This is a genomic window from Nostoc sp. LPT (assembly GCF_017115165.1).
Lineage (GTDB): Bacteria > Cyanobacteriota > Cyanobacteriia > Cyanobacteriales > Nostocaceae > Nostoc.
On sequence record NZ_JABXKF010000062.1, the window covers coordinates 18338 to 41499 of the forward strand.

A 23162-nucleotide genomic window follows, 5' to 3' on the forward strand; every position below is an offset into this window, starting at 1 on the left:
GTTACTTTTTTTATAGAAGTGGTGCATTTTTCTCATCAAGTTGTTCAGTCAACTGATGCCTCGTATCCACTCACCAAAGGATAAAATCTACTTTGTGTCCACCATTTTGTGTGTAGGGGCGTAAAGAGATCGCAATATATTCCATCTTTACAGAGTGTAAAGTTTCTGAAGTCTCTTAGCACGCCAAAAGCCCAAAAGCTTTCCAAAAAACTCCCCTTTACTAAAATCCCAAAATTACTAGTTGGGAGAGAAGTCTGAGCGAAGGCTTCTGCCGATTCAGAACTTCGGGATTTATCAACCGCAACCGACTTTTAGGAACTTGAGATTGTATGGCCAACGTTTCCGACTGGTTTGAGGAACGCCTGGAGATTCAGGCACTCGCCGAAGACGTCACTAGCAAGTACGTCCCTCCCCACGTCAATATCTTTTACTGCCTGGGTGGAATTACCTTGGTTTGCTTTCTCATCCAGTTTGCTACTGGATTTGCCATGACGTTCTACTACAGGCCAACAGTTACTGAAGCTTTCTCTTCAGTACAGTACATCATGAATGAAGTCAACTTCGGCTGGCTAATTCGCTCTATCCATCGCTGGTCTGCCAGCATGATGGTGCTGATGATGATTTTGCACGTCTTCCGGATTTACCTAACAGGTGGTTTCAAAAAGCCCCGTGAATTGACCTGGATAAGTGGTGTCATCCTGGCTGTGATCACCGTTTCCTTTGGAGTCACCGGCTATTCCCTACCTTGGGATCAAGTTGGCTACTGGGCTGTGAAAATCGTTAGCGGCGTACCAGAAGCAATTCCCGTGGTTGGAGTTTTGATTTCTGACCTGCTGCGCGGCGGTTCGAGTGTTGGTCAAGCAACGCTAACTCGTTACTACAGCGCACACACATTTGTACTGCCTTGGTTGATTGCAGTATTCATGCTGTTTCACTTCTTGATGATCCGCAAGCAAGGCATTTCCGGGCCTTTGTAATCTCAGCTATTAGCGAAAGGCAACATTTGTCAGTTTTCAGATCGAGTTGTTTGTTTTAAACTTATGAAACACAAGAAGTTAATTGCACATAAGTTCCAAAAAACAAATACTTGTATTTGAAGCCGAAAGCTGTAGAAAAACTCTAGGCGGCTGACCGGAGATAGACACAAATACTGCCGCCTATTGGTTGCCTAGTAGCTGATAGCTTTCACAAATGCTTTAATTTAACTTAAGCAGGAGAACACATTTCAAAATGTCAACACAAAAAAAACCTGACCTGAGCGATCCTCAGTTAAGAGCCAAACTCGCTAAAGGCATGGGTCACAACTACTATGGTGAACCCGCTTGGCCTAATGACTTACTTTACGTCTTTCCAATTGTGATCATGGGTTCCTTCGCTGCGATTGTGGCTCTAGCTGTGCTAGATCCCGCAATGACGGGTGAACCAGCAAATCCTTTCGCCACACCATTGGAAATTTTGCCAGAGTGGTACTTGTATCCAGTTTTCCAAATTTTGCGATCGCTTCCTAACAAACTTTTAGGAGTGTTAGCAATGGGTTCCGTACCAGTAGGTCTAATCCTCGTTCCCTTTATTGAGAACGTGAATAAGTTCCAAAACCCCTTCCGCCGTCCAGTTGCAACCACAGTATTTCTCGTTGGTACTTTTGTCACCTTGTGGCTGGGTATTGGTGCTGCTTTGCCATTGGATAAATCTTTGACCTTGGGACTATTCTAAATTAGTCACCAGAAAATGCTTTGACGCCTGTGAGTTTCAAGAGCAGATGCAGATGTGCTTTTGAAAACAATCAACAGGCGTCAATTTTAACAGGAAAGAATTCAGGAGTCAGAAGCCAAAATTCAGAATAAAATTCTGAATTAAAAGCGGATAACGCCACCTAAAGCGAGTCCGCGTATCCTACAGGGAAGCAAGTTACGCACAGCGTCTCGTAGATAGCGTCTGAAGAAACGGGTTCAATCCCCACAGTAAATATGCTGTTTTTAGTGGTCAACAAAATAGTGTTGGCTTTGTAGCAAGATCCCGCAGCGTATCCTTCACTGATTGCATTCTGAATTCTGAATTCTCTATTCTGAATTCATCTTCAATAGTTCAGATTGCATCTGGGATTTGAAGTCTTGGATGGAAAAGCTATTCCAAAATCTCAAATCATCAAAAGTCAACAAATACAAACATTTCTTACTTACTTAACGTAAATTGCTAGTTACAACTCTCAGATTGCCAAAATCGTTCATGTTTTGTATTTTGGTACACAGAATATCTCAATTTAGATTTTTTTATGTGAGAGAAATTTTGCGAACAGCGCAGAATTTCATAACTAGCAACTTAGGTTTACTTATATTCAACTCACAGTTAATGCTTAGTATAGTGCAGCAAGACCATCTGACTGTTAAGAGCGAACTCAGGCTCTTAAACCAGGTGCAAGAATGGTTTGAGCAATTTTGTCTGCAACACTTGTCTCAACTTGGCTGGTCAAAAACCCAACTCGATCGCCTCAATTTAGCATTAGCAGAAGGCTTTACCAACGCTGTTCGTCACGCTCATCATGCTTTACCCCCGGAAACAACCATTGAAATTAACGTTTATCTGTGGATTGACCGACTAGAGATTAGAATTTGGGATTATGGAAAACCTTTCAATCCTGATGCGATCGCAGAGCCAGCCCCAGGTACTCTGCAAGTAGGTGGGTATGGATGGTTTCTCCTGCGGCGGTTGGCTGACCGGGTTGTATACGAACGTGGTGCGGATGGTAGAAATTGCCTGCTCATTGTCAAATACTCTGTAGAAGCACAAAAGTAACAGTGAAATAGTCAAGGATAAAGGAAGGTAAGAATACTTCTGATGTCAATTTTGGCTTGTGAGAGGAGTGGAGCGTAGGGAAGTAATACCAACAAAAAACGAGGGCTTGTCTTCTCTACAACGCTCTCTTGCTAACTCGATGGTACTTAGGAGTCAAACAAATAAAACTTCTCATATAGTCGTCACCAAGCTAACAAAAATTTTGCTCAAAATTTAGCCACTCATATCATGTCCGGTTAAAGACTTATCATTAAGAAGGCAGTTCTTGCTGGGGAAGAAAGAGTTTTCAGATTTTTGCACAGATGCAAGAATCATAACTAATCAGCCGGACATGATATCACTTGAAAATATAGCAGTTCCTATTGAAATACATAGTTATTTGATTGATAAAAGTATACTCCTTTTTCAATATTATTTGAATAGGAGTAATATGTTTTTTACGTGAAATTGCTTATTCATTATGATTTTTTTGTAAAATCTCAAATAAGATTTTTGTATAAAAAGAATTAGTGAATATAGTAAAAATAGCATTCGAGTTACACAAGCTCCCTTGTTAAGATTTGTCAGCAGTGTTGAGAGTCTTAATGTTTGTTCTCCAACAAGTGCCATTTCGTGCTTAAAGAGATAGACAGAATAGGGGACAAAATATGACTAAAACAGCCCTAATTACAGGAATTACTGGTCAAGATGGCTACTATCTCAGCCATTTGCTCCTCAACCGTGGTTATCGAGTTGTTGGATTAGTACCCCCAGATCGACAACCTAATTTGACAAAACTGGGAATACTGGCAAATCAGGTAGAAATTTTTACGGTTGACTTGAGGGATAATGCGGCACTGTTGACCGCAGTTGAACAACTGCGTCCCCAAGAAATTTATAATTTGGCGGCTCCCAGTTTTGTACCCGACTCTTGGAACGACCCATTGGGAACCCTGGATTTAATAACCGGTACAGCTACTAAGCTCTTGGAAGCAGTACGAAAAGTCGGTTTGTCTACAAGATTTTATCAAGCCAGCAGTTCAGAAATGTTTGGCGATGTATTCCTCTCGCCTCAAGATGAGGAAACCGCTTTTCGTCCTAAAAATCCTTATGCTGCGGCTAAAATGCACGCCCACTGGACGATGGTACATCATAGACAGCGCTATGGACTATTTGCCTGTAGCGGAATTTTATATAATCACGAGTCTCCTCTACGCGCACCTCAGTTTGTCACACGCAAAGTTTCTTTGGCGGCTGCATCAATTAAATTGGGTTTAACTGACACTTTAGAAATGGGTAATCTCGATGCCCAACGTGATTGGGGTTTTGCAGGTGATTATGTAGAGGCCATGTGGCTAATGTTGCAAATTGATGAGCCAGAAGAATATGTGATTGGCACTGGTAAACTGCATAGTGTTAGAGATTTAGTTGCCACAGCCTTTGAGTCAGTCGGATTGGATTGGAAGCAGCATGTAGTCTTAAATACTAGCTTGTTGCGACAAGATGAGCACTTTCAACTAGTAGCTAACCCCAGCAAAGCTAAAAGAAACCTCGGCTGGGAACCCCAAGTAAGCTTTGAGGAACTTTTAGAAAAAATGGTAAAAACAGATTTGGAGCGGTTACAAACCGGTGCGTTGGATGAAGTCCTTGCCGCAGGCATCGCACCCTTACCGCGAGTGTAAAGAATCTAAAATGCAAATCACTACAGTGACAGAAAACCTGAATTTAGGTGATAAAGTTAACAAAAAAACTAACCATGTCTTTGTGTTTTTAGAAATTTTTGCTCACGAAGGTGGTATTCAATCGTATATAAAAGATATTTTTCGCGCCTATCTGGGATTGAGCCAAGACTACAAGGCAGAAGTTTTTTTACTGCGAGATAGTGCTGATAGCTTAAATCCGTTTGAAGACGAGAACTTAAGATTTCATTACTTTAAAAATCAGTCCCCCTATTTGGGGAGATTGCAAATGGCAGCAGCTTTACTGAAGTGTCTGTTGCAGAGCCGTCCGCAACAAGTTTTCTGCGGTCACATTAACTTAGCAGTATTAATCCAAACACTTTGTCAGCCCTTGGGGATTCCTTACACCGTGCTAACTTACGGCAAAGAAGTCTGGGAACCGTTGAAAAATCAGGAACGTCGTGCCCTGACATCAGCAGCAGGAATTTGGACAATTAGTCGCTACAGCCGCGATCGCGCTTGTGTTGCTAATAGTCTAAACCCGAAAATGGTACAGATGATGCCTTGTGCAATTGATGGGGATAAATTTACTCCTGGTTCCAAACAACCAGAATTAGTCCAGAAGTATGGCTTAACTGGTGCGAAAGTGTTAATGACAGTAGCGCGGTTATGGTCAGGAGATATTTACAAGGGTGTAGATGTCACAATTCGGGCATTACCACAAATCGCTCAGGTTTTTCCAGAAGTGAAATATTTGGTAATTGGTCGCGGCGATGATCAACCGCGATTAGCTAAACTTGCAAAAAATTTAGGTGTGAGCGATCGCGTCGTGTTTGCTGGTTTCGTTGCCACAGAAGAATTAATGGAACATTACCGCCTTGCTGACGCCTATATTATGCCTTCGCAAGAAGGCTTTGGCATAGTTTATCTAGAAGCAATGGCTTGTGGAGTGCCTGTATTATCCGGTGACAACGATGGTTCCGCTGACCCCTTGCAGGATGGTAAACTGGGATGGCGAGTACCACACCGTAGTCCTGATGCTGTAGCAACGGCTTGTGTAGAAATGCTTCAAGGGGATGACCAGCGATGTGATGGAGAGTGGCTGCGACAACAGGCGATCGCTCTGTTTGGCCTAAATGCCTTTCAACAGCACTTGCAAAAAATGCTGCTATCCTCAGTAATGAAGTCAATTTGAGTCCAAATGACAAATGACAAATGACAAATGACCAATGACCAAAATCGCTATCCTAAAAGGAGAGCAGGACGAAATTTAAAAAATGAGCTTTAAGTCATTTCAATTGAATCTTTTAAATCTCCGCCCTTGGTTCACCCTACTGGCAGTTGTTTTGTTACTGGCATCAGTGGGCTTGGGTTGGTTAGTTAATTCATTGCTAATTATTTTCGGGTTGCTGTTATTGGCACCTATTGTGGCTTTTTTTGGCTTTCGTTGGTGGCTGCAACGCAACTTGGTTGCCGATCAATGTCCCGTCTGTGGATATGAATTTACAGGTTTAAATAACACTCAGTTGCAATGTCCTAACTGTCAGGAATTACTGTTAGTACAAAATAGTCATTTTCAGCGCTTCACACCAGAAGGCACAATTGATGTCACTGCTGTCGAAGTTCCAGCCAAATCACTGGAAGAATAGTCATTAGTCATTTGTCCTTTGCTAATGACTAATGACGACTATTTATTTTTTTGCGAGATTGAGAGGGTGTAAGTATACTGTTGCGGGGATAGTTCGCCTACATACAGTGAGTATTTTCCTGCCTGCCAATAACCAGAAAGTTCTGACTTACCTCCAGAGTAACTATCTGCTAGTACACAAAAGCGCCCCCCAGGCCCGTCGATAAGCAGTGTTGGCTTTCCTTGACTCTCTACTGTTAATCGCAAATAAGGTAGTGACTCTGTAACTTGGATAACTTGACTAGGTTCAGTGGTAATATTGCCACAATTACTTTTGACAGATCCTCCAGACTTTCCGTTCAAAATCAATGGATCTGGTTGGGAATTTCGATTAATTTGGATTGTTGGTGTCTGTGCTAAATTAGCCTCAGTGAAAACCAAACTCATCGCTAAAGCTGTGGGAATAATTGCAAGTAGCCTAAAAGTTTTCATTTTAATTAATGCTCCAGATTTTTTTTAGAGCAATATTGTTAATTTATATAGACGACAGCAATCTCTTTTGGTTCCCAAAGTTACTGTATAAAGCGACACTAGTTGTTTAGGGATTATTTGTGAAGATTTTATAGGTGTATGTAGAGACATTGCAATACAACGTCTCTACAAAAGTACTTTTCGGTTAAAGAGGAAAGGGGAAAGAAAAAGGGTTTTAGAGGCGATTGTCGCCCCTTGAAGTCAGATCCCCTATACCCTTTGAAAAACCCAGATAATGCCTGCTATACGAGTCCTAACGCTCTATTTTCCAACAGCTATCCAATTAATATGCCACTGCTGTCCGTTGGCAAACTCTGGTGTTAAAGTTGGGTATAGAGAAATTATATCAACCTCAGAAAAACGTATATAAACACGAAAACTAGTTGGTGTAGAATTATAAACTGATGACGCTCCCGTGACTCTCCAGTGAGAATTTATACCGCCTAAAGAAATAACGTATTTTGGAGTAGAGGTAAAACCAGCTTCACTAGTATCTACATCTACATAGATTCCTGCCTCAATTCCTGGGGGTGCTAGATCATTTGAATATGGTTGCCAATTTGTAGTGCCTAGAGTCGTAGAACCCGCAAAGATTTTTGTGTTTCCAAATATAGCACTATAACTTCGATTATCAGTCGAGTCGGAAAAAACTTTAGTGTTCGCTCTTTGAGCGGTCGCTTTTTGAGCTAACGGTGTAAAGTTCACAATGATACTAAAACTTAAAATAACCAAAAGTGGTACTAATAGGAATATAAGAAGATTTTTCCGAAAAAGATTCTTAAAATGCTGCAAAGGTGTAGACAATCTTGATTTCATTCAGAACTCCTTTAATGTTTGGCAAGCGATCAGGAAGAGATACGAAGTTAATAGAGCTTGAGGCATTATCAACCTATGAAGATGAAGTAAATCACAACTAATTTGCATCAAGCTATTAACCGTATACCTCTACTTGACTTTCCGGCTCACAAGTTTTATGCAGAACCAGTTGCTTCTTTACAAAAGTTCACCAAGTCCGTTGCAGTCAAAGTTTTCGCCCTTAGAAGTAACCCTTTCAAGGTGTGTTATTTTGCAGCTTTTTCTGGTTTAAAATTTTAGCAGTTGAGACATGGGGCAAGTTCAGGAGGTAAGGGACTACACTTTGCGGTGGATGGCTTGCTAATAGCTCTGATAGTCCGAACTCTAAATCTACCCAACAAATCATCACCACTGGTGCAGAAATAGAGTGCAGGGATTTTGGGCAGTGACTGGGCCAGCTTTAGGGGGATTGAGGACAGGGAATTAATATCAAGGGATGCAGAGTTAATCATCGGAATTAGTGGATGCAGAGGATTTGAGTTGTAGGTATTCAATCAGGAGTGCGCGACGGGAACGGGCAGAGCCTTTAAAAACGGTGTTGGGATTGAGAAAAATGACACCAGTTTTACGACGGATAATATCGTGGCGTTCCATAGCCGCAAGAGTAGCCAGCACAGTCGGTTTGCTAAAACCCGTTTCAGTGACAATTTCTGCGATCATTTTGGTTAGTATGACGTCAGGATTAAGTAAGTCGTGGGGAAATTTTCTAAGTATGTAACAAACACTTAAGCAGAAGAATTAGAGTTAAATCTTACACGTTGGGTACTGTAGTTTCGCTTGGATGCTCTAGATTGAACTCCATCAATCACAGCATACGCAAGGTCTAACTCGTCCTCAAAGCTTTTAGAAGCTAGTTCATCTTGTTTGAGGTGTTGCCACTCCAGTTCAATCGGGTTATTTCCGAACAATATTTAGGTAAAAAGAAGATATACAACTCTATGGTCTTCCCACTTTGACCATAATTGCTGAACTTCTTTGCACCAATGTATTGGGCCGTTATCCTGCACTATGACTCTGATGCGTCCTGTTCTTTGGGTTTCTGCGGCTTCAAGCTCTATCATCTGAATATAAGATTTGCGCGAAACGCCACCAATTACCAAACCATAGACAAAACTAATTAGGGGTTGAAGAAAGCCAATAATACTTAACCTTCGTCCCCGACGTTTACTCTGCTCTAAGCGTTTTTGCTCACCTCGGAAGTAATAGCTGTAGCTGGGTTCACTCCAAGCACAAAACCCTGATTTATCCACATACTTTAAATCTATTTCCCCAACAGCCGCAGACAATTCCAACATTTCTAAATCTGCCTGTTTGATTTGCTGTATTACTTGGTCTTGCTTTCCTTTGTGGCAATTTCAAAGTTCGCTTCCAAATGATCCCCTTTTTTTAAGTACCTGCCTTAGCCAGTCAGGACTTAATTTTACTGAGCGTTCTTGTTCTAATTTTTGGGCTAATTGAACGCTGTTATATGTACGTGGCTCTTTCTCTAAACATTCTTCTAAGAAAATCATGTCAGCTTCCGCCCACCTTGATTTTCCTCCTCGCCCTGGTTTAGACCAAAGCCCCTCTAAACCTAGCTTTTGCCACTGATGCAAAACCTCTGGCACTGTTTGTGCAGTCCAATTAAAGTGAGCCGCTATCTTCTCTACGTACCAACCATGTGCGCTCAATCTAATCACTTCTGCTCTGTCTTTCACTTTCTGCGGTACATCTGCCGTTCTCAGGTTGAAAAGAGTTTTATCTTGTTCTGGAGCCAGAAATACCCTTAAACGGCTGCCCATATCTCTGTTACCTTGGTAGAAACATTATACGTATTTACTTATCTTTACACAGTTTGGTTTTTTCACCTCGTCTTACTTAGCTAAAATCACTAAGACAACCACCAAAAATAGAATTTGGTTAGTCTATTGTTGAATAAGTATGCTAATAAGTTAGGAAAGATTGATGAATCCTCAACCAGAAGAAGACTTACAGCGTCGCCTCAATCAGCTAGAGGCAGAGATTAATTCCCCACCTGGGGTGGTTTCACAAGAACAAAAACAAACGCCAGAGTCTGTTTTTGCCAGCTTCAACTTGCAACTAGAGCGATTTCAGACTTGGTTCAACAGCTTATCTAGTGCGAAAAAGCTGGTAGTTTCAGGTGTGACGGTGCTAGTAGGCTTGGCGATGCTGCAAGCAGTGTTTAAACTAGTTGCATCTGTAATCAGTCTGGCACTTTTGGCAGTGTTAGTGTATGTTGGATACAAATTTTTTGTGTCTGGTAGCTTTCAACGTAAGCAATAAGTTGATATGCATTTACTTTGCACTCTGCCCAAAGTTATGAAAGTCAGGAGCCGAAATAAAAACGGCTTCTGACTTACAGAGGATTTCCAGGAAGGTGAAGTACACAAGCGAAGTGTCAAAACTAGGTATAAAGCCTAGTTTATTTCTGTTAGCGCAGCCTATTCAGACTCCTGAATTCTGCTGTATAACTCCTAAATCCTATTTCAATATGCTTTTCTTTTTGCTGATTAGCTTAGTCTATTTTAATTGTGCCGATCGCGGCGTAGAAATAATATCAAAGGAAACTATACGATGACGTCACCAATTGTCAGGAGAACTAGTAATCAATCTGGTCAGTCAAAAAAATCGGAAAGAGCCAATTCGCTACTGCTAGCAAGTAGACGTTTTGCTGCTTGGGCGGCTGAAATCACACTAGTGGTTACTAGTGGGTTGATTCCCTTCGGCATTGGTGTCTATGCCAATTCTAGAAGCGATCTAAACCGAGTGCCGCTTAATCCCGTACTGGTAGTCACAGAAAGAGCGATCGCCAGACCCCTAGCTCTACCTGTAAGCTATGGCATCCGTAACGTAGCATGGCCGACTAATATTTTGTGGACAATCGCCTTGTTAGCGCCTGTAACTCTCTCGTGGTGGCAATTGTATTTATTAGCTAAGACTGGTAGCACAATTGGGAAACGTTGGTTAAAAGTGCGGGTTGTCAACGAGCAAGGGAAGCCACCTGGATTGGGGGCAGTTGTGATTAGAGAAGGCGTTGGGCGTTGGACTGTACCCATTTCCATTGCCTATCTGCTGTGGCGCTACAGCTTTGCTTTTCCGAATTTAGGATTATTCACATTTTTGTCTTTATTAATGATTGTGGGTGAAGGGATAGGCTTACCGTCGCGTCGGGGGCGTGGCGCACTACACGATCAACTCGCAGGTACTTATACAATCGATGCAGTTTTAGCTAGCAACAGACAAGCTCAGTCTGCTGGCGATAACGATCAAGCAGAAGAATGGCAAGAGGGTGAAGAATTAGCGGCAGATCAAACCAGCCAGTCGCCTAATTTGTGGCGGCGGATACAGCAAAATCCCAATCTAGCTTTGTTTGGGATAGGGCTAACGAGTATGACTGCTGTGTTGGCAACTTTAATTGGCACTCAAGTTTATATCCAAATTCAACAATCCCAGCGAGCAACTAAGCAAATCAACAGCCAACAATTCCTTGAGATCGTCAAACAATTGACTCCCAACTCTGGGGCGACTAATGAGCAACGCCAAAGTGCAATTCTGGCTATGGGTGGTCTTAATGACCCACAATCCATTAAATTTCTCACGGATTTATTAGTTAGCGAAACTAACCCCAGCCTCCTGGATACGATTCAACAAGCTTTGACAACTGTTGGGCCCCAAGCCATCCCGGAACTCAAAAATAAGAATCAGTTTTTGGTCAGCGAACTGGAATCTGTAGGTAGCACTGCAACCAAAGAGCGGGAATTACGACAAGGGCGGCTACAAAGAAACCAACGGACAATCAACAAGATTCTCTCTGTTTACAGCGGTAAAAAAATCGAGGGTGTTGACCTTAGTAGCACCCAATTAGATCAAAGCGGTACTTCAGGAAGTTCCTACTTCAACTTGGTACTGGACAATCTTGATTTATCAGGAGTTAAGTTTAAATCTGCAAATCTTAACCAAGCCAGCTTTAAGGGTAGCCGCTTCCGAGGTGTGGGTGAAGATGGACGCTGGGATACCTACGACGATGTAATGGCTGATTTAAGCCAAGCTCAGTTGCAGCAAGCCAATCTTACTGATGCTAACCTCAGTCGCGTCTTGATGAACCGGATCGATTTGAGTCGCGCCACTCTTAACAGAGCCAACTTATCCAACGCGCGTCTATATGATGCTAAACTCAACAGCACCCAACTAGTAGGAGCCGATCTGCGAAACGCAGTTTTGGAAAAAGCCAGCTTGACTGGGGCAGATTTAGGCGATGCCAAATTGAACGAAGCCAATCTGTATGCAGCGCGTTTAGGTCGCGCCACTGCGATCGGAACGCAATTATCTTTTGCCAACTTAACTAACACTGATTGGCAAGGAGCAGATTTATCAGGAGCTTATTTGGATCGTGCTAATCTCAGCAATGCTAACCTGAGTGCTACTCGTTTAACTGGTGCTGTTTTACGTTCTGCCCAAATGGAAAACGTTAACTTGCAAAATGCCGACCTGAGTCTTGCAGATTTACGAGGGGCAAATGTCGCTGGAGCAGATTTTAAAGGAGCAATTCTCGCTCCTAGCAAACAAGATCCAGCAGATCAATTTGTCCAAACCCCAGATTTAGGCTCAGTATCTGCCGTAGTCCAAGGAGTTGATTTTTCTCAAGCCAAAAATTTAGATGCCAAACAATTAGCGTACATTTGTACTCAAGGAGGTATTCATCCCCGTTGCCCGTAGAATGGAGGGGGCAGGGGAGCAGGGGGCAGGGGGCAGGGGAGGATGAGGGAGACAAGGCGAATAAATAACCAATGCCCAATGCCCAATGCCCAGTGCCCAATGACAAATGACAAATGACAAATTGGTGTGAGGAGTAGGTTATGAAGTATATTCCATCTTTGATTTCAGTTTTGGGGGCTGGTTTGGTCTTGAGTCTGGCGAGTACGAAACCAGCACAAGCTCAAGTAGCTTATGGCAGCTATATCGGTATCGGCCCCACTGTTGGTTTTACTGATGGTATCCAATTTGGTGGGGTGATAGCGGGGCGCTACAAGCTTTTGGAAGCACCAATTTCACTACGCGCTCAAGTGTTAATCGGTAATAATACGGCAGTTGTACCAACGGTTTCTTACGATTTCCCCCTCAACTGGCAAGCTGATGCCTACCTGGGCGCGGGATTAGTGTTGGCTGGTGGTGGTGGTTCTTCTCCTGTGGGCGACAAAATTAGTTTTGCTTTACAACCGGGCATTGATTATATGATCCCAAATAGCAATACTGTCCTTTTTGGCAACGCCATTATCGCTTTTGATGCTTACCGTGATAGCGGTGGTACAGCTATTTCTGTACAAGGTGGCGTTGGTTTGAGATTTTAAGGGGCATCGGTAAAGAGTCACCAAAACAGTGCCGCTCAAAGATTACTGAGTGTTGATTGTGGTTGCAAAACACCTGCTGAATTATCAGACCAAGACTTTGTTTTGCTGCCACACCTTTATCGTGCCATTGCTATAACTACTTACTAAAACTTGTCCATTCAGACTAAAATCAAGCGAACTGACCGTATAGTCGGATTGATCGATGAGACAAGTCTCGTTGCCAGTTTCTAGATTCCAAAGTCTGAGAGGGGCTTCGTCAGTAATAGTAAACGCAAGCGTTTGTCCGTTAGGGCTGAAAGCCATACACCTTCCCCAAGCTTGATGAACGCGATCAATAGTGTGTATCTTTTCGCCGGAGCTAACTTGCCATAATGTGATGTTTCGAGTTGCTGCGATCGCCAAAAGTTCACCATCTGGACTAAACAGGACTGGATCGGGACATGGAAGATCCGTATCATCTTCAATATATGGAAGATACGTATTATCTTCAATATTGTCAGTATGGATTGTACGAATTAACCTGCCAGTGGTAATCTCCCAAATCGCAAACTCAGATATACTATGTCGAGTCGCTAAAAGACGCTTGTCTGGGCTAAAGATAATCTGCAACACACGCTGGTAGCCACCCCTGAGTGTACAAAGCGTTTGACCATTACGAACTTCTAGAACTTTAATCGACAAGCTTATCGGATCAATGATCGCTAGCAAATCTCCATACTGATTGACAGTTCTTGGACCCCAATGTCCTTGACTCAAATAGTCAATTGACTCAACTTTTCTGCCCGTTGCAACTTCCCACATAATAATATTCTGAGAAGTAATAAGATCCTCATGAACGTAACCAACAAGACTGTTTTGGACACCAATCAAAAACTTGCTATTTTGACTAAAAACAATCTTGCCAACGTAGCAACTCTCGAGGCGACGGAGGAAAGCAGCGTTCTGTGCATCCCAAAGCTTAATCATGCTATGAGCAGTGTCAATGCAGGCAACTACTTTGCCATCAGGACTAACCGCTAACTGATCACGATCTGTGAAAGAATTGGAAACCTTATTGGCTTCTAGGAAGTGACCAGAGAGAGTTTTATGTTTTTTCCCGTTTTTCACATTCCATAGGGTAATTCCGCTATTACTGTCACCAAGTCCACTCGCCAATGTTTGCCCATCTGGACTAAATGCAAGAGTTTTGACAGGTTCGCAGGATTCACAACTAATCAGAGTCCGAATTTTTCTGGCTTTTAGGGGTCGTAGCCATCCTTTACTCAATCGCCATAACGTGATTACGCCAGTTGAGTCACCAATCGCTAATAGTTGATTATCAGGGCTGAAAGCAAGAGATGTAACTCTGTCCAAACCGCCAGAGTTTTTCTCTCCAAATCCTTGGAACCGACAAAGTTCTACCCCTGTGGCTGTTTCTGCCAAGACGATAACTCTTCTAAGACTATCGCCACAATTACTGGCTAAAATGCGACTATCTGAGCTAAAGGCAAAGATACCAGTGCACCTATTGATTACACCTGGCAATGAAATACTGCAAAGTTCTTTCCCCGTTTCGACTTGCCAGAGCTTAATTTTTTCCTCGCCGATTGTGTCAAAACCATCATAGCCTGCAAACCAGATTAAGCTAGCAAAGATTTTGCCATCGGGACTGAACTGATTGACATAAATATCCCTTACTTGTTCGTTGAGGCAAAAAGTATGTCTGTCTACTCCAGTGGATGTTTCCCAAAGCTTTAAAATGGAGGTAAAGGTGTGAGCGGATACTGCTACTTGCAAATCTGGACTGACGGCAACAGTTTGCCACGGGTATGTTACTTGCAAATCTGGACTGACGGCAACAGTTTGCCACGGGTATTCTTTAAGATGCGATGTAATTCCTCGCACGTTGACGACCTTGCCCAATGCTAGACCATAAATAATGCCGCCATAAGTCAAAAACTTTCCGTCAGAGCTAAAAAAGAGGGACTTGCAATCGAAAATATAATACAACTCTTCGCCCTTTGATGCAAATGTCGGGTAAAACCCTTCGCCGTTGAATGCAAATGTCGGCGAATTGATAGCGCAAAGTTGTTTCCCGCTCACAACGTCCCATAATTTTATAAACTGAACTGATTCACCAAAATAACTAGCTATTATTTTTCCATCAGGACTGAAGGCAAGCTGATCTACAAAACGGGAAGTGGTGGGTAAACATTCCCAAATTTGATTGCAATTTACCGAATGGGGCGGCTCTGCATTTAAAGTCATGAATAGAACTCTTCTTTACACAAACTAATAATTAAGAATAATAACTGTTGTTGCATAAGCTACTCAAGTCTCATTCGCTTACAGACGTGAAAACCCGCGTTACTATCGTCAAAATCCACTTACATGGATGAGTAGCGTCTTAAACAGCATTGGCTTGGGATTCGTACTCATGCAGCAGATCCTCGAAATACTGTACGTGTCGATCAATCCCACGTTCGACGGCTTTAATTACGCTATGAAGTTTGGTTGAATCCCCATCGTAGCGAGTCAGCACCGGACGAATAGAATCTTGGAAATGATTCACCTCTAATTCCGCGTGCAAGCTCAACCAAGTTGGGTGCTTCATGCCACGAGCATCAAAGTAAGATTGGAGAATTCTGGCATTTCGGATTGACACACACAGTTCTCGACCACTCAGCGCAGCCAGGGCTTCATAAAAGTTGTCGGTTCCGTAGCCGAATTCATCGAAAAATGAACGTTCATAGGATGCAGTCGCGGCACTTCGCTGAGATGCCATAATTTCAGTATCACTCAATCCCAGATCGTGAAGAAATTCCACATACATCTCACTATGATCGTCTTGCAAATCTGTGAAGGTGTGATCTGCTAGAGACATAATGGCAGATTTCTGATCTGGGTCAGTACAACTGCCAGCTTTGACGATGCATAAGCCAAACCACTGATGCAGCCGATCGCGCCAAAAATGGTACTGGAGAAAGGCATATTGTATCATTGGTGGAGCGATCGCAGAATCTTTCAGCAGGCAAAAAAAACGACTCCGATCAAGGGCTTCGTGACAATAAGCGATTGTTCTAGAACTGATTGCCGATTCTTGCGCTTTCACCGCAGGCGATAGTTCGATGTCTCGATTTAAGCGGCTAGAGGTCAGAGCGATCGCAGGCTTCACTTTCATAAAACTTTCTCCTAGTTGCGAGTTATGAGTTTATGAAAGCAAGCTTAGAAGATTATCTACTATGATAGTAAGAGGATTTTGATTATCTTAGTATGACATTTTAATCATACTATTTCCGTGAAATGAGCCTTCGACCTTGGAATCAGCTTGAAATGCGACAGCTACACTATTTTATGGAGCTTGTTGCAGAAACGGGCGATAAAAAAAGCTTTAGCAAAGCGGCTGAACGTTTAGATGTGGAACAATCCTACCTCAGCAAAACGATCGCCGCCCTGGAAGCGGCCTTGAGCGTCGAACTCTTTGATCGCACTCGTCGCCCTCCGGTGTTGACGGCGGCGGGAAAAGTGTTTCTCACGGAGCTAAGAATTGCCACAACAGCCCTCGAACGGGCGGTGACACGGGCACAGGAAGCGAGCCGTGGCGAAATTGGCAAGCTGGTTGTGGTGGTGAACACTGCGATCGCCAATAGTTTACTACCAGATATTCTCAAAACCTTTCGCGATCGTTATCCGAACGTGGAATTAGAACTGCGATCAATGACGATCGAGGAAATGATCCAAGGACTACGGGATAACTCCATCGATGTTGGATTTGAACATCTGCCCAATCCTTACTCAGGTGATTCAACTCTCAACTTTCTCCCGATTGTGCAAGAGACCTTTGTCGTCGCATTGCCAGAAGATCATCCCCTGACGGCGCGATCATACATTTCACTTGAAGCACTCAAGCACGAGCAGCTGATTTTACCACCGCTTGACGCGGTGCCCTCCTACGAAGTGATCTTATCGCAATTTGAGCTTCAGGGATTCAAGCCAACATTGCTGGAAACGGTCAAAGCAACTTGGATGGTGATCAACCTCAGTTTAGTGGCAGCAGGCGTAGGTGTCTCGATTCTACCGGACAACGTGCAAACGCTTCAACGTCAAGGAGTAGTGTACCGAGAGCTTCAAGATGCCCCGTTTACAAGAGCAATTGCGGTGGTGTGGCGACGGGCAGATATCAAGGCTTTGTTAGAGCCAGCACCGACCGATTCGATCTTGCTGCGCCAATTCCTCACGGTAGTTCAAGAGATAGCAGAACGTTGTGCATCGCCTGCTAATTAACCAATAAGAGTTTCAGCCCTGGCGAAAAAGGAGTCTAACAACGTTTGCTTTTCTGGCGATCGCCCTCTTGAAAGCAAATTTCCCACCTCAAACCCAAACCCTACTGCGATCGCTATCCCTAAAAAAGCGTTAAACTTCATTGCAAATTAAGAAGTTAGTCCAAACAACGTGATAGTTTTTGGTCATGAAGAGAGACAGCACAGGATTAACACAGGAGAACACAGTGGCAATGGAATCAAATTTATTAACGGATGCGGGCGCAGATGAAATGAATCAAGATTTCAGTGAATATGTCGCCAACCTGCAACTTCACATGACTCTACAAGCTCGCAATCTTGTTCCAACGCTGAAGCAAACACTGGTAGATAGTCGCCACCAATTACTCCATCAAACCCAAGCCCACTTTGAAAAGCTAGTTTCTCGGCAAGGGTTATAAAATATATACAAATTTTAATCAAAATTCAAATAAAATAAGGGCAGATGTTGTTGGGTCAATGCCAATGGTGTTCTCACAAGGTCTGCTTTTTCTGCTTTTTAAGTATTAAGTTACTAAAATCACCCTTTTGGCACAATAGTAGAGAGCAGAAACTGGTTAAGATTATTGCAGCAGTTCCTTCCTTTGAAGAGCAGTTAGTTAAGGCTAAATGGCGGCTCGAATTAAAATGACTTCATTACTTCCCAGAAACCTCAGCGTTGTTATTCGACCAGTCCAATACCGGGATCTGGATGGAATCGAGCGCATAACTCAAGAGTCATTCGCAGCCCTCACTCCCAAGGGAGCAGGTTTTGCCATCAGCCAGATGCAAAGGCTGCGTCGCTGGTATGGATTACTCAAATTTTTAAGTTGGTTTCCTAACCCGCTACAGTATCGCCTCTGTGCCTATGTCGCGGAGCAAGGGCGGATACTTTTAGGGATGGTTCAAGTGTCACCTTTTAACCGCACACGCAGTACTTGGCGGATCGATCAAGTGCTACTAGAACGTGGTGTCGATAAACAAGGAATTGGTTCGCAACTTTTGCGTCATTGTTTTGAGTCGATTTTGGAAGCTCGCACTTGGCTACTGGAAGTTAATATCAATGACATAGAGGCGCTGGCACTATATCGGCAAAATGGATTCCAGCGTCTGGCAGAAATGACATACTGGGAAATTGGACCAGAATTACTGGCTGAATTGGCACAAGCAGAGCCAGACTTGCCCAACCTCTTACCTGTGAGTAATGCTGATGCCCAGTTGCTATATCAATTAGATACGGCATCGATGCCACCTCTGGTACGTCAGGTTTTTGACCGCAATACCCGCGACTTTAAAACCAGCTTATTCGGCGCTTTAACTGATGCAGTCAAGCAATGGCTGACCAAAACAGAAGTAGTCAGTGGTTACGTATTTGAACCGCAACGCAAAGCTGCGATCGGCTATTTTCAGGTGCAACTCGATCGCAAGGGTGAAGTTCCCCATGCTGCAACGCTGACAGTTCATCCTGCTTACACCTGGCTTTATCCAGAATTACTATCTCAATTGGCTCGTATTGCCCAAGATTTTCCTCAGCAAGGGTTACAACTAGCCTCCTCAGACTATCAGGCAGAACGAGAAGAATATTTGGAGCGAATTGGGGCAAAACGCATAGAACATACATTAGTGATGTCTCGCTCTGTGTGGCATAAGCTACGAGAGTCTAAATTCGTCTCCTTAGAAGGAATGCAGTGGACTGATATGCTGCAAGGTTTACAACCTACTCGTAAACCTATACCAGGTGGGATGTCATGGATACAACCAGGAAAGTTACCATCGTCAGATAAACCTCTGCCAAGCAAGCCAGAACCGATTAACTTTTCGGTAAAAAACCCTAGCATAGAAACATCGCCGATTGCTGAATCAGCAGATGGACAGCAGGAGAATTAGTGTGATATCCCAAGAGCAACCAAAACCGTTTATTTCCGCATTGGGACTAGATTTTGGTCGCAAGCGGATTGGTGTGGCTGGATGCGATCGCACGGGTTTAATTGCCACGGGTATTACCACAATTGAGCGTGCATCTTTTGAGCAGGATGTCGAGCAAATCCGACAAATAGTTAATGAACGTGAGGTGCAAGTTCTAGTTATGGGCTTACCTTATTCAATGGATGGCTCACTAGGATTTCAGGCTCGTCAAGTTCAAAAATTTACTACAAGACTTGCTAAAGCACTTAATCTGCCTGTGGAATATATGGATGAGCGATTAACTTCATTTCAAGCAGAGCAACTGCTGATAGCTGAAAACCGCTCCCCATCACGCCATAAAGCTTTGATTGACCGCAAGGCAGCCGCTTTGATTTTGCAACAATGGCTGGATGTTAAACGTGCCAACTCCCGTAGCTCAGTTGCGAGTATTGAATATTGATACCTTTTAACATGATATTCTGAAAACGATTAGCCAGCAGTTGTATCTACGTATAAAGCTATTTGATTAACATAATATGTCATTAAATAGTTAAGCGATTTTCAAACTTGCTGGTATTTATTAAATTTCTACATTTCGGCTATGTTTTCCTCTCCATTTCCTGAAGAAAATGATAACGCTCATGCGGGTTCCATCACTTTAACCGATGACAAAGGGCGATCGCTCGACTGTTATGTAGAGCATTCCCTAGAGGTAGATGGACAAGAATACGTTTTGCTTCTTCCTGTAGACTCACCTGTAGAAATTTTTTCTTGGGAAGGGGACGGTGAGGAAGAAGAAGCGGTTCTGGTAGAAGATGACACGATAATTGAGCAAATTTTTGCTAATGCCCAAGCTGTACTATCTGAGCAAAATTTGATATTAAAGAACACAGCTTATGCTCTGACTGTTGCAGGTGATTTACCGCCAGTGGAAGAATCAGAACTGTTCACCTTAGAAATCGAAGACGAAGGGGCAGATTTAGAGCCAGAACAATTACAGCTACTCGCTAGCTTCTATGATGAAGATCAGGAGTATGCAATTTATACACCCCTAGATCCCCTGTTGTTTTTTGCACGGATAACAAAAACAGGTGAGCCGGAATTACTTTCTCCAGAGGAGTTCCGCAAAGTTCAACCTCTGTTAGAGGAACATCTTTTTAATGAAGTGGAATAAAATTAAAAATTCAAAATGTAACATTTTCATTTTGGATTTTTTAATTGTGAATTTCCTTGTCAGCACAATCTACTTACATCTTTTACCATGTCTCATTAAATGTGCAAGCAATGAAACACTAACACTCAATTGTGACAATTAGTATTGTTTAAAATCCTGGAAAAAGCATTTTAGTTGGTAGAGATTTTTAATTCCATTATCTAAAATCCAAAATCCAAAATTGGTATGAGTTGCTGAAAATGGCTTATAGCGATTTTACATTAAGTAAATTTAAAAAGTCATTCAGCATCCGCATTGATGAAAAAACTGATTTATGTGCTGACATAGAACCTTTACAGGCAAGTGAGAAACTCAAAAACTCTTTAGAAGAGACTACAGAACTAGCTTTAGCAATTAATACTGAAAAAGCTCGCTCAGAAATGATTATCACTCCGCTTGTTGGAGGTAAGACGCAGGGCTAATTATCCAATTAGCTTATTTTCGGGAACATATTTTAATGTAGATGTAGAAAAAGGTCTGAATGGATACTGTGATTTTATCATCAGTCGTTCTAGAGAACAGCTAACGATTAATGTGCCAGTGGTGGTTATTATTGAAGCCAAAAATGAAAATATTAAAGGTGGATTAGGTCAATGTGCAGCCGCAATGTTGGCAGCACAATTGTTTAATCAACAAGAAGGAAATGAAATCAGAAAAATTTATGGTGCGGTAACAACAGGGGATATTTGGAAGTTTTTGAAGTTAGAAGAAAACGATATATTTATTGATTTGAGTAATTATTACATCAAAGAAATAGATAAGATTTTGGGAATTTTATCTCAAAATGTTCAGGGAGATATTCCAGGATGGAGTTCGACTAACTAAACTATATTGGGTTATGCTCATTTGTCTTACCTATCTACATTTGACTGTTGATTATGGTCTGGAACAATTTTTTACAGCCTGATTTGATTTTAGAGGGTTCAGTGTTGAACCTAACACCAGATATTATCCAAAAATACGGGCTTAAAGGGCTGGTATTGGATGTAGATGAAACTTTAGTACCCTTTACAGTCGGGATAGCTTCTCCAGAACTACGAGAGTGGGTGGAGCAAATCCGCACCTGTACTGCACTGTGTTTAGTGAGTAACAACCTCAGTGAAGCCCGAATTGGTGGAATTGCGCGATCGCTCAACTTACCTTACTACTTAGGTGCAGCTAAGCCTTCCCGACGCAAAATTAGAGCAGCACTTAGGGGAATGGATTTACCAGTGCATCAAGTGGGAATGGTAGGCGATCGCTTGTTTACCGATGTTTTAGCAGGTAATCGCCTGGGAATGTTTACCATTTTAGTCGAACCCATTGTTCATGCCGACGCGGCTCTCCGCTCTCATCCCGTCCGCAACTTTGAAGTTTGGATATCTGAAATTCTGGGAGCTTCTATTACTCCCAAGAAAAAGAAGATTCACAAAAGTTGAGAAATCGTCAGGAAAGTAAATCTAAAGAAATAATTAAGAAATCTTATTGGAACCAAAAAATCGGGGATCATAAGTATTAATAACATGGGGTCAGCCAAAAAAGACCCTAACTCATACTAAGTAAATATACTTCCGTAAAGCGTCAACCTTCACTATAGAGGGATTGGCGCTTTACAATTGTTTTAGTCATTCGTTCGTTGTCATTCGTCCGTTGTCATTTGTCCGTTGTCATTCGTCAGTTACTAATGACCAATACTTCGACTACGCTCAGTACAAGTGACTAATGACCAATAACTAATGACTAATGACCAATGACTAAAACAATTGTTGTCAAAATCGGCACTTCTAGCCTAACTCAACCTGAAACGGGACAATTAGCACTTTCTACCATCGCTACTTTGGCGGAAACACTCTGCCATTTAAGACGCCAGGGACATCGGGTGATTTTGGTTTCTTCTGGCGCTGTAGGCGTAGGTTGTGCGCGGTTGGGTTTAACTGAACGTCCCAAGGCGATCGCACTCAAACAGGCTGTAGCAGCAGTTGGACAAGGCAGGTTAATTCGGATATATGATGATTTATTTACTACCTTGCAACAGGCGATAGCTCAAGTATTACTGACTCGTAGTGACTTGGTACAGCGCAGCCGCTATCTCAACGTCTACAACACTTTTCAAGAACTATTGGGGCTGGGAGTGATTCCCATAGTAAATGAAAATGATACCGTAGCAATAGACGAACTAAAATTTGGTGATAATGACACTCTTTCAGCATTGGTTGCCAGCTTAGTAAAAGCAGATTGGCTATTTTTACTTACCGATGTCGATAGGCTGTACTCAGCCGATCCGCGTTCTGTACCAGATGCGCGGCCGATCGCTCTAGTTAGTAGCATTAAAGAATTAGCTCAATTACAAATACAAACAGGTTCCCAAGGTTCTCGGTGGGGTACTGGCGGTATGGTGACAAAAATTTCGGCTGCGAGGATTGCGATCGCGGCGGGAGTGCGGACTGTAATTACCCAAGGGCGATTTCCCCGGAATATTGAAAAAATTATTCAAGGTGAACTTATTGGGACACATTTTGAACCGCAACCGGAACCAACTTCGGCGCGTAAACGTTGGATAGCTTACGGACTTGTACCTGCGGGTAAATTGTATTTAGATGAAGGTGCGATCGCAGCAATTTCTCTAGCGGGAAAATCCTTATTAGCAGCTGGAATTAAGCTAGTAGAAGGAGAATTTGACACACAGGATGCTGTGCAATTATGTGACACTAACGGTAACGAAATTGCCAGAGGACTTGTAAATTACAACAGCAATGAACTGCAAAAGATTCGCGGCTGTCATTCGCGGGAAATTTCCACAATTTTAGGTTATGCCGGTGCAGAAACCGTGATTCATCGGGATAATTTGGTTTTGACTTAAAATGGAAATAAGATAAATTTCGTAACGACTAACTGAGAGAGTAAAAAATATTATGACTCAACTCACATCTTGCACCTGGAAATATGAATGTCAAAACCACAACTAAGTGCAAGGAG

The 23162-nt window shown here is 42.6% G+C and carries 22 protein-coding genes and 2 pseudogenes; 17 read left to right on the forward strand and 7 right to left on the reverse strand.

Annotated elements, in window-relative coordinates:
* The first annotated feature begins 329 nt into the window (after window positions 1-329).
* From petB to HWQ58_RS14265, 6 genes are all read left to right on the forward strand, one after another.
* A complete protein-coding gene (petB, locus tag HWQ58_RS14240) occupies window positions 330-977 on the forward strand; it encodes a cytochrome b6 (RefSeq protein ID WP_292863348.1) in 648 nt (215 codons plus the stop codon).
* Between the two features lie 253 nt (window positions 978-1230).
* Window positions 1231-1713 (forward strand): cytochrome b6-f complex subunit IV, encoded by a 483-nt coding sequence (gene petD / locus HWQ58_RS14245; RefSeq protein WP_292863350.1) that lies wholly within the window; start codon window positions 1231-1233, stop codon window positions 1711-1713.
* Window positions 1714-2349: 636 nt separating this feature from the next.
* Window positions 2350-2793 (forward strand): anti-sigma regulatory factor, encoded by a 444-nt coding sequence (locus HWQ58_RS14250; protein ID WP_292744744.1) that lies wholly within the window; start codon window positions 2350-2352, stop codon window positions 2791-2793.
* A gap of 647 nt (window positions 2794-3440) precedes the next feature.
* Entirely contained in the window at window positions 3441-4454 is a 1014-nt protein-coding gene (locus HWQ58_RS14255) for a GDP-mannose 4,6-dehydratase (protein WP_292863352.1), read from the forward strand.
* A 10-nt stretch (window positions 4455-4464) separates the two neighbouring features.
* Window positions 4465-5646, forward strand: coding sequence for a glycosyltransferase (locus HWQ58_RS14260; RefSeq protein ID WP_292863355.1), 1182 nt, complete (start codon window positions 4465-4467; stop codon window positions 5644-5646).
* Window positions 5647-5728: 82 nt separating this feature from the next.
* Window positions 5729-6100 carry a hypothetical protein gene (locus tag HWQ58_RS14265; RefSeq protein WP_292863358.1) on the forward strand — a complete coding sequence of 124 codons (372 nt, stop codon included), beginning with the start codon at window positions 5729-5731 and terminating at the stop codon, window positions 6098-6100.
* A 38-nt stretch (window positions 6101-6138) separates the two neighbouring features.
* Here the strand turns inward: HWQ58_RS14265 and HWQ58_RS14270 are convergent, their stop codons facing one another.
* The 4 genes and pseudogenes from HWQ58_RS14270 to HWQ58_RS14285 all read right to left on the reverse strand — a co-directional run bounded on the left by HWQ58_RS14270 (window position 6139) and on the right by HWQ58_RS14285 (window position 9245).
* Entirely contained in the window at window positions 6139-6570 is a 432-nt protein-coding gene (locus HWQ58_RS14270) for a hypothetical protein (protein WP_292863362.1), read from the reverse strand.
* A 300-nt stretch (window positions 6571-6870) separates the two neighbouring features.
* Complete coding sequence (locus HWQ58_RS14275) at window positions 6871-7314, reverse strand: hypothetical protein (RefSeq protein ID WP_292863365.1); 444 nt, start codon at window positions 7312-7314, stop codon at window positions 6871-6873.
* A 594-nt stretch (window positions 7315-7908) separates the two neighbouring features.
* On the reverse strand, window positions 7909-8178 hold the full coding sequence (locus HWQ58_RS14280) for a replication/maintenance protein RepL (RefSeq protein ID WP_366837946.1): 270 nt from the start codon (window positions 8176-8178) through the stop codon (window positions 7909-7911).
* A 136-nt stretch (window positions 8179-8314) separates the two neighbouring features.
* Window positions 8315-9245: pseudogene (locus HWQ58_RS14285) on the reverse strand (IS630 family transposase).
* Between the two features lie 163 nt (window positions 9246-9408).
* Here HWQ58_RS14285 and HWQ58_RS14290 point away from each other — a divergent pair.
* The 3 genes from HWQ58_RS14290 to HWQ58_RS14300 all read left to right on the forward strand — a co-directional run bounded on the left by HWQ58_RS14290 (window position 9409) and on the right by HWQ58_RS14300 (window position 12812).
* Window positions 9409-9747, forward strand: a complete 339-nt coding sequence (locus HWQ58_RS14290) for a hypothetical protein (protein ID WP_292863368.1) — start codon at window positions 9409-9411, stop codon at window positions 9745-9747.
* Window positions 9748-10038: 291 nt separating this feature from the next.
* Window positions 10039-12180, forward strand: a complete 2142-nt coding sequence (locus HWQ58_RS14295; RefSeq protein WP_292863370.1) for a pentapeptide repeat-containing protein — start codon at window positions 10039-10041, stop codon at window positions 12178-12180.
* Between the two features lie 140 nt (window positions 12181-12320).
* A complete protein-coding gene (locus HWQ58_RS14300) occupies window positions 12321-12812 on the forward strand; it encodes a hypothetical protein (protein ID WP_292863373.1) in 492 nt (163 codons plus the stop codon).
* Window positions 12813-12896: 84 nt separating this feature from the next.
* Here the strand turns inward: HWQ58_RS14300 and HWQ58_RS14305 are convergent, their stop codons facing one another.
* Window positions 12897-15059, reverse strand: a complete 2163-nt coding sequence (locus HWQ58_RS14305) for a hypothetical protein (RefSeq protein ID WP_292863375.1) — start codon at window positions 15057-15059, stop codon at window positions 12897-12899.
* Window positions 15060-15198: 139 nt separating this feature from the next.
* Window positions 15199-15972, reverse strand: coding sequence for an iron-containing redox enzyme family protein (locus HWQ58_RS14310; protein ID WP_292863378.1), 774 nt, complete (start codon window positions 15970-15972; stop codon window positions 15199-15201).
* Between the two features lie 122 nt (window positions 15973-16094).
* On the opposite strand from HWQ58_RS14310, the gene HWQ58_RS14315 reads away from it, so the two are divergent.
* A complete protein-coding gene (locus HWQ58_RS14315; protein WP_292863381.1) occupies window positions 16095-17075 on the forward strand; it encodes a LysR family transcriptional regulator in 981 nt (326 codons plus the stop codon).
* Here HWQ58_RS14315 and HWQ58_RS14320 read toward each other — a convergent pair.
* A complete protein-coding gene (locus tag HWQ58_RS14320; RefSeq protein ID WP_292863384.1) occupies window positions 17072-17215 on the reverse strand; it encodes a hypothetical protein in 144 nt (47 codons plus the stop codon). The two genes, HWQ58_RS14315 and HWQ58_RS14320, sit on opposite strands and share 4 nt — an antisense overlap.
* A gap of 89 nt (window positions 17216-17304) precedes the next feature.
* On the opposite strand from HWQ58_RS14320, the gene HWQ58_RS14325 reads away from it, so the two are divergent.
* The 7 genes and pseudogenes from HWQ58_RS14325 to proB all read left to right on the forward strand — a co-directional run bounded on the left by HWQ58_RS14325 (window position 17305) and on the right by proB (window position 23046).
* On the forward strand, window positions 17305-17511 hold the full coding sequence (locus tag HWQ58_RS14325; protein ID WP_104907762.1) for a hypothetical protein: 207 nt from the start codon (window positions 17305-17307) through the stop codon (window positions 17509-17511).
* Between the two features lie 208 nt (window positions 17512-17719).
* A complete protein-coding gene (locus HWQ58_RS14330; protein WP_292863386.1) occupies window positions 17720-18976 on the forward strand; it encodes a GNAT family N-acetyltransferase in 1257 nt (418 codons plus the stop codon).
* Window positions 18957-19454: a Holliday junction resolvase RuvX gene (gene ruvX / locus HWQ58_RS14335; protein ID WP_292863389.1), complete on the forward strand. Its 498-nt coding sequence runs from the start codon at window positions 18957-18959 to the stop codon at window positions 19452-19454. Before HWQ58_RS14330 ends, ruvX begins: the two co-directional genes overlap by 20 nt.
* Window positions 19455-19595: 141 nt before the next feature.
* On the forward strand, window positions 19596-20168 hold the full coding sequence (locus tag HWQ58_RS14340; protein WP_292863392.1) for a DUF3727 domain-containing protein: 573 nt from the start codon (window positions 19596-19598) through the stop codon (window positions 20166-20168).
* A 239-nt stretch (window positions 20169-20407) separates the two neighbouring features.
* Window positions 20408-21032: pseudogene (locus HWQ58_RS14345) on the forward strand (hypothetical protein).
* A 53-nt stretch (window positions 21033-21085) separates the two neighbouring features.
* The gene (locus HWQ58_RS14350; RefSeq protein ID WP_104907767.1) at window positions 21086-21625 is read left to right on the forward strand and encodes a YqeG family HAD IIIA-type phosphatase; all 540 of its coding nucleotides are present in this window, start codon (window positions 21086-21088) and stop codon (window positions 21623-21625) included.
* A gap of 311 nt (window positions 21626-21936) precedes the next feature.
* The gene (gene proB, locus HWQ58_RS14355; RefSeq protein WP_292863395.1) at window positions 21937-23046 is read left to right on the forward strand and encodes a glutamate 5-kinase; all 1110 of its coding nucleotides are present in this window, start codon (window positions 21937-21939) and stop codon (window positions 23044-23046) included.
* The last annotated feature ends 116 nt before the right edge of the window (window positions 23047-23162 follow it).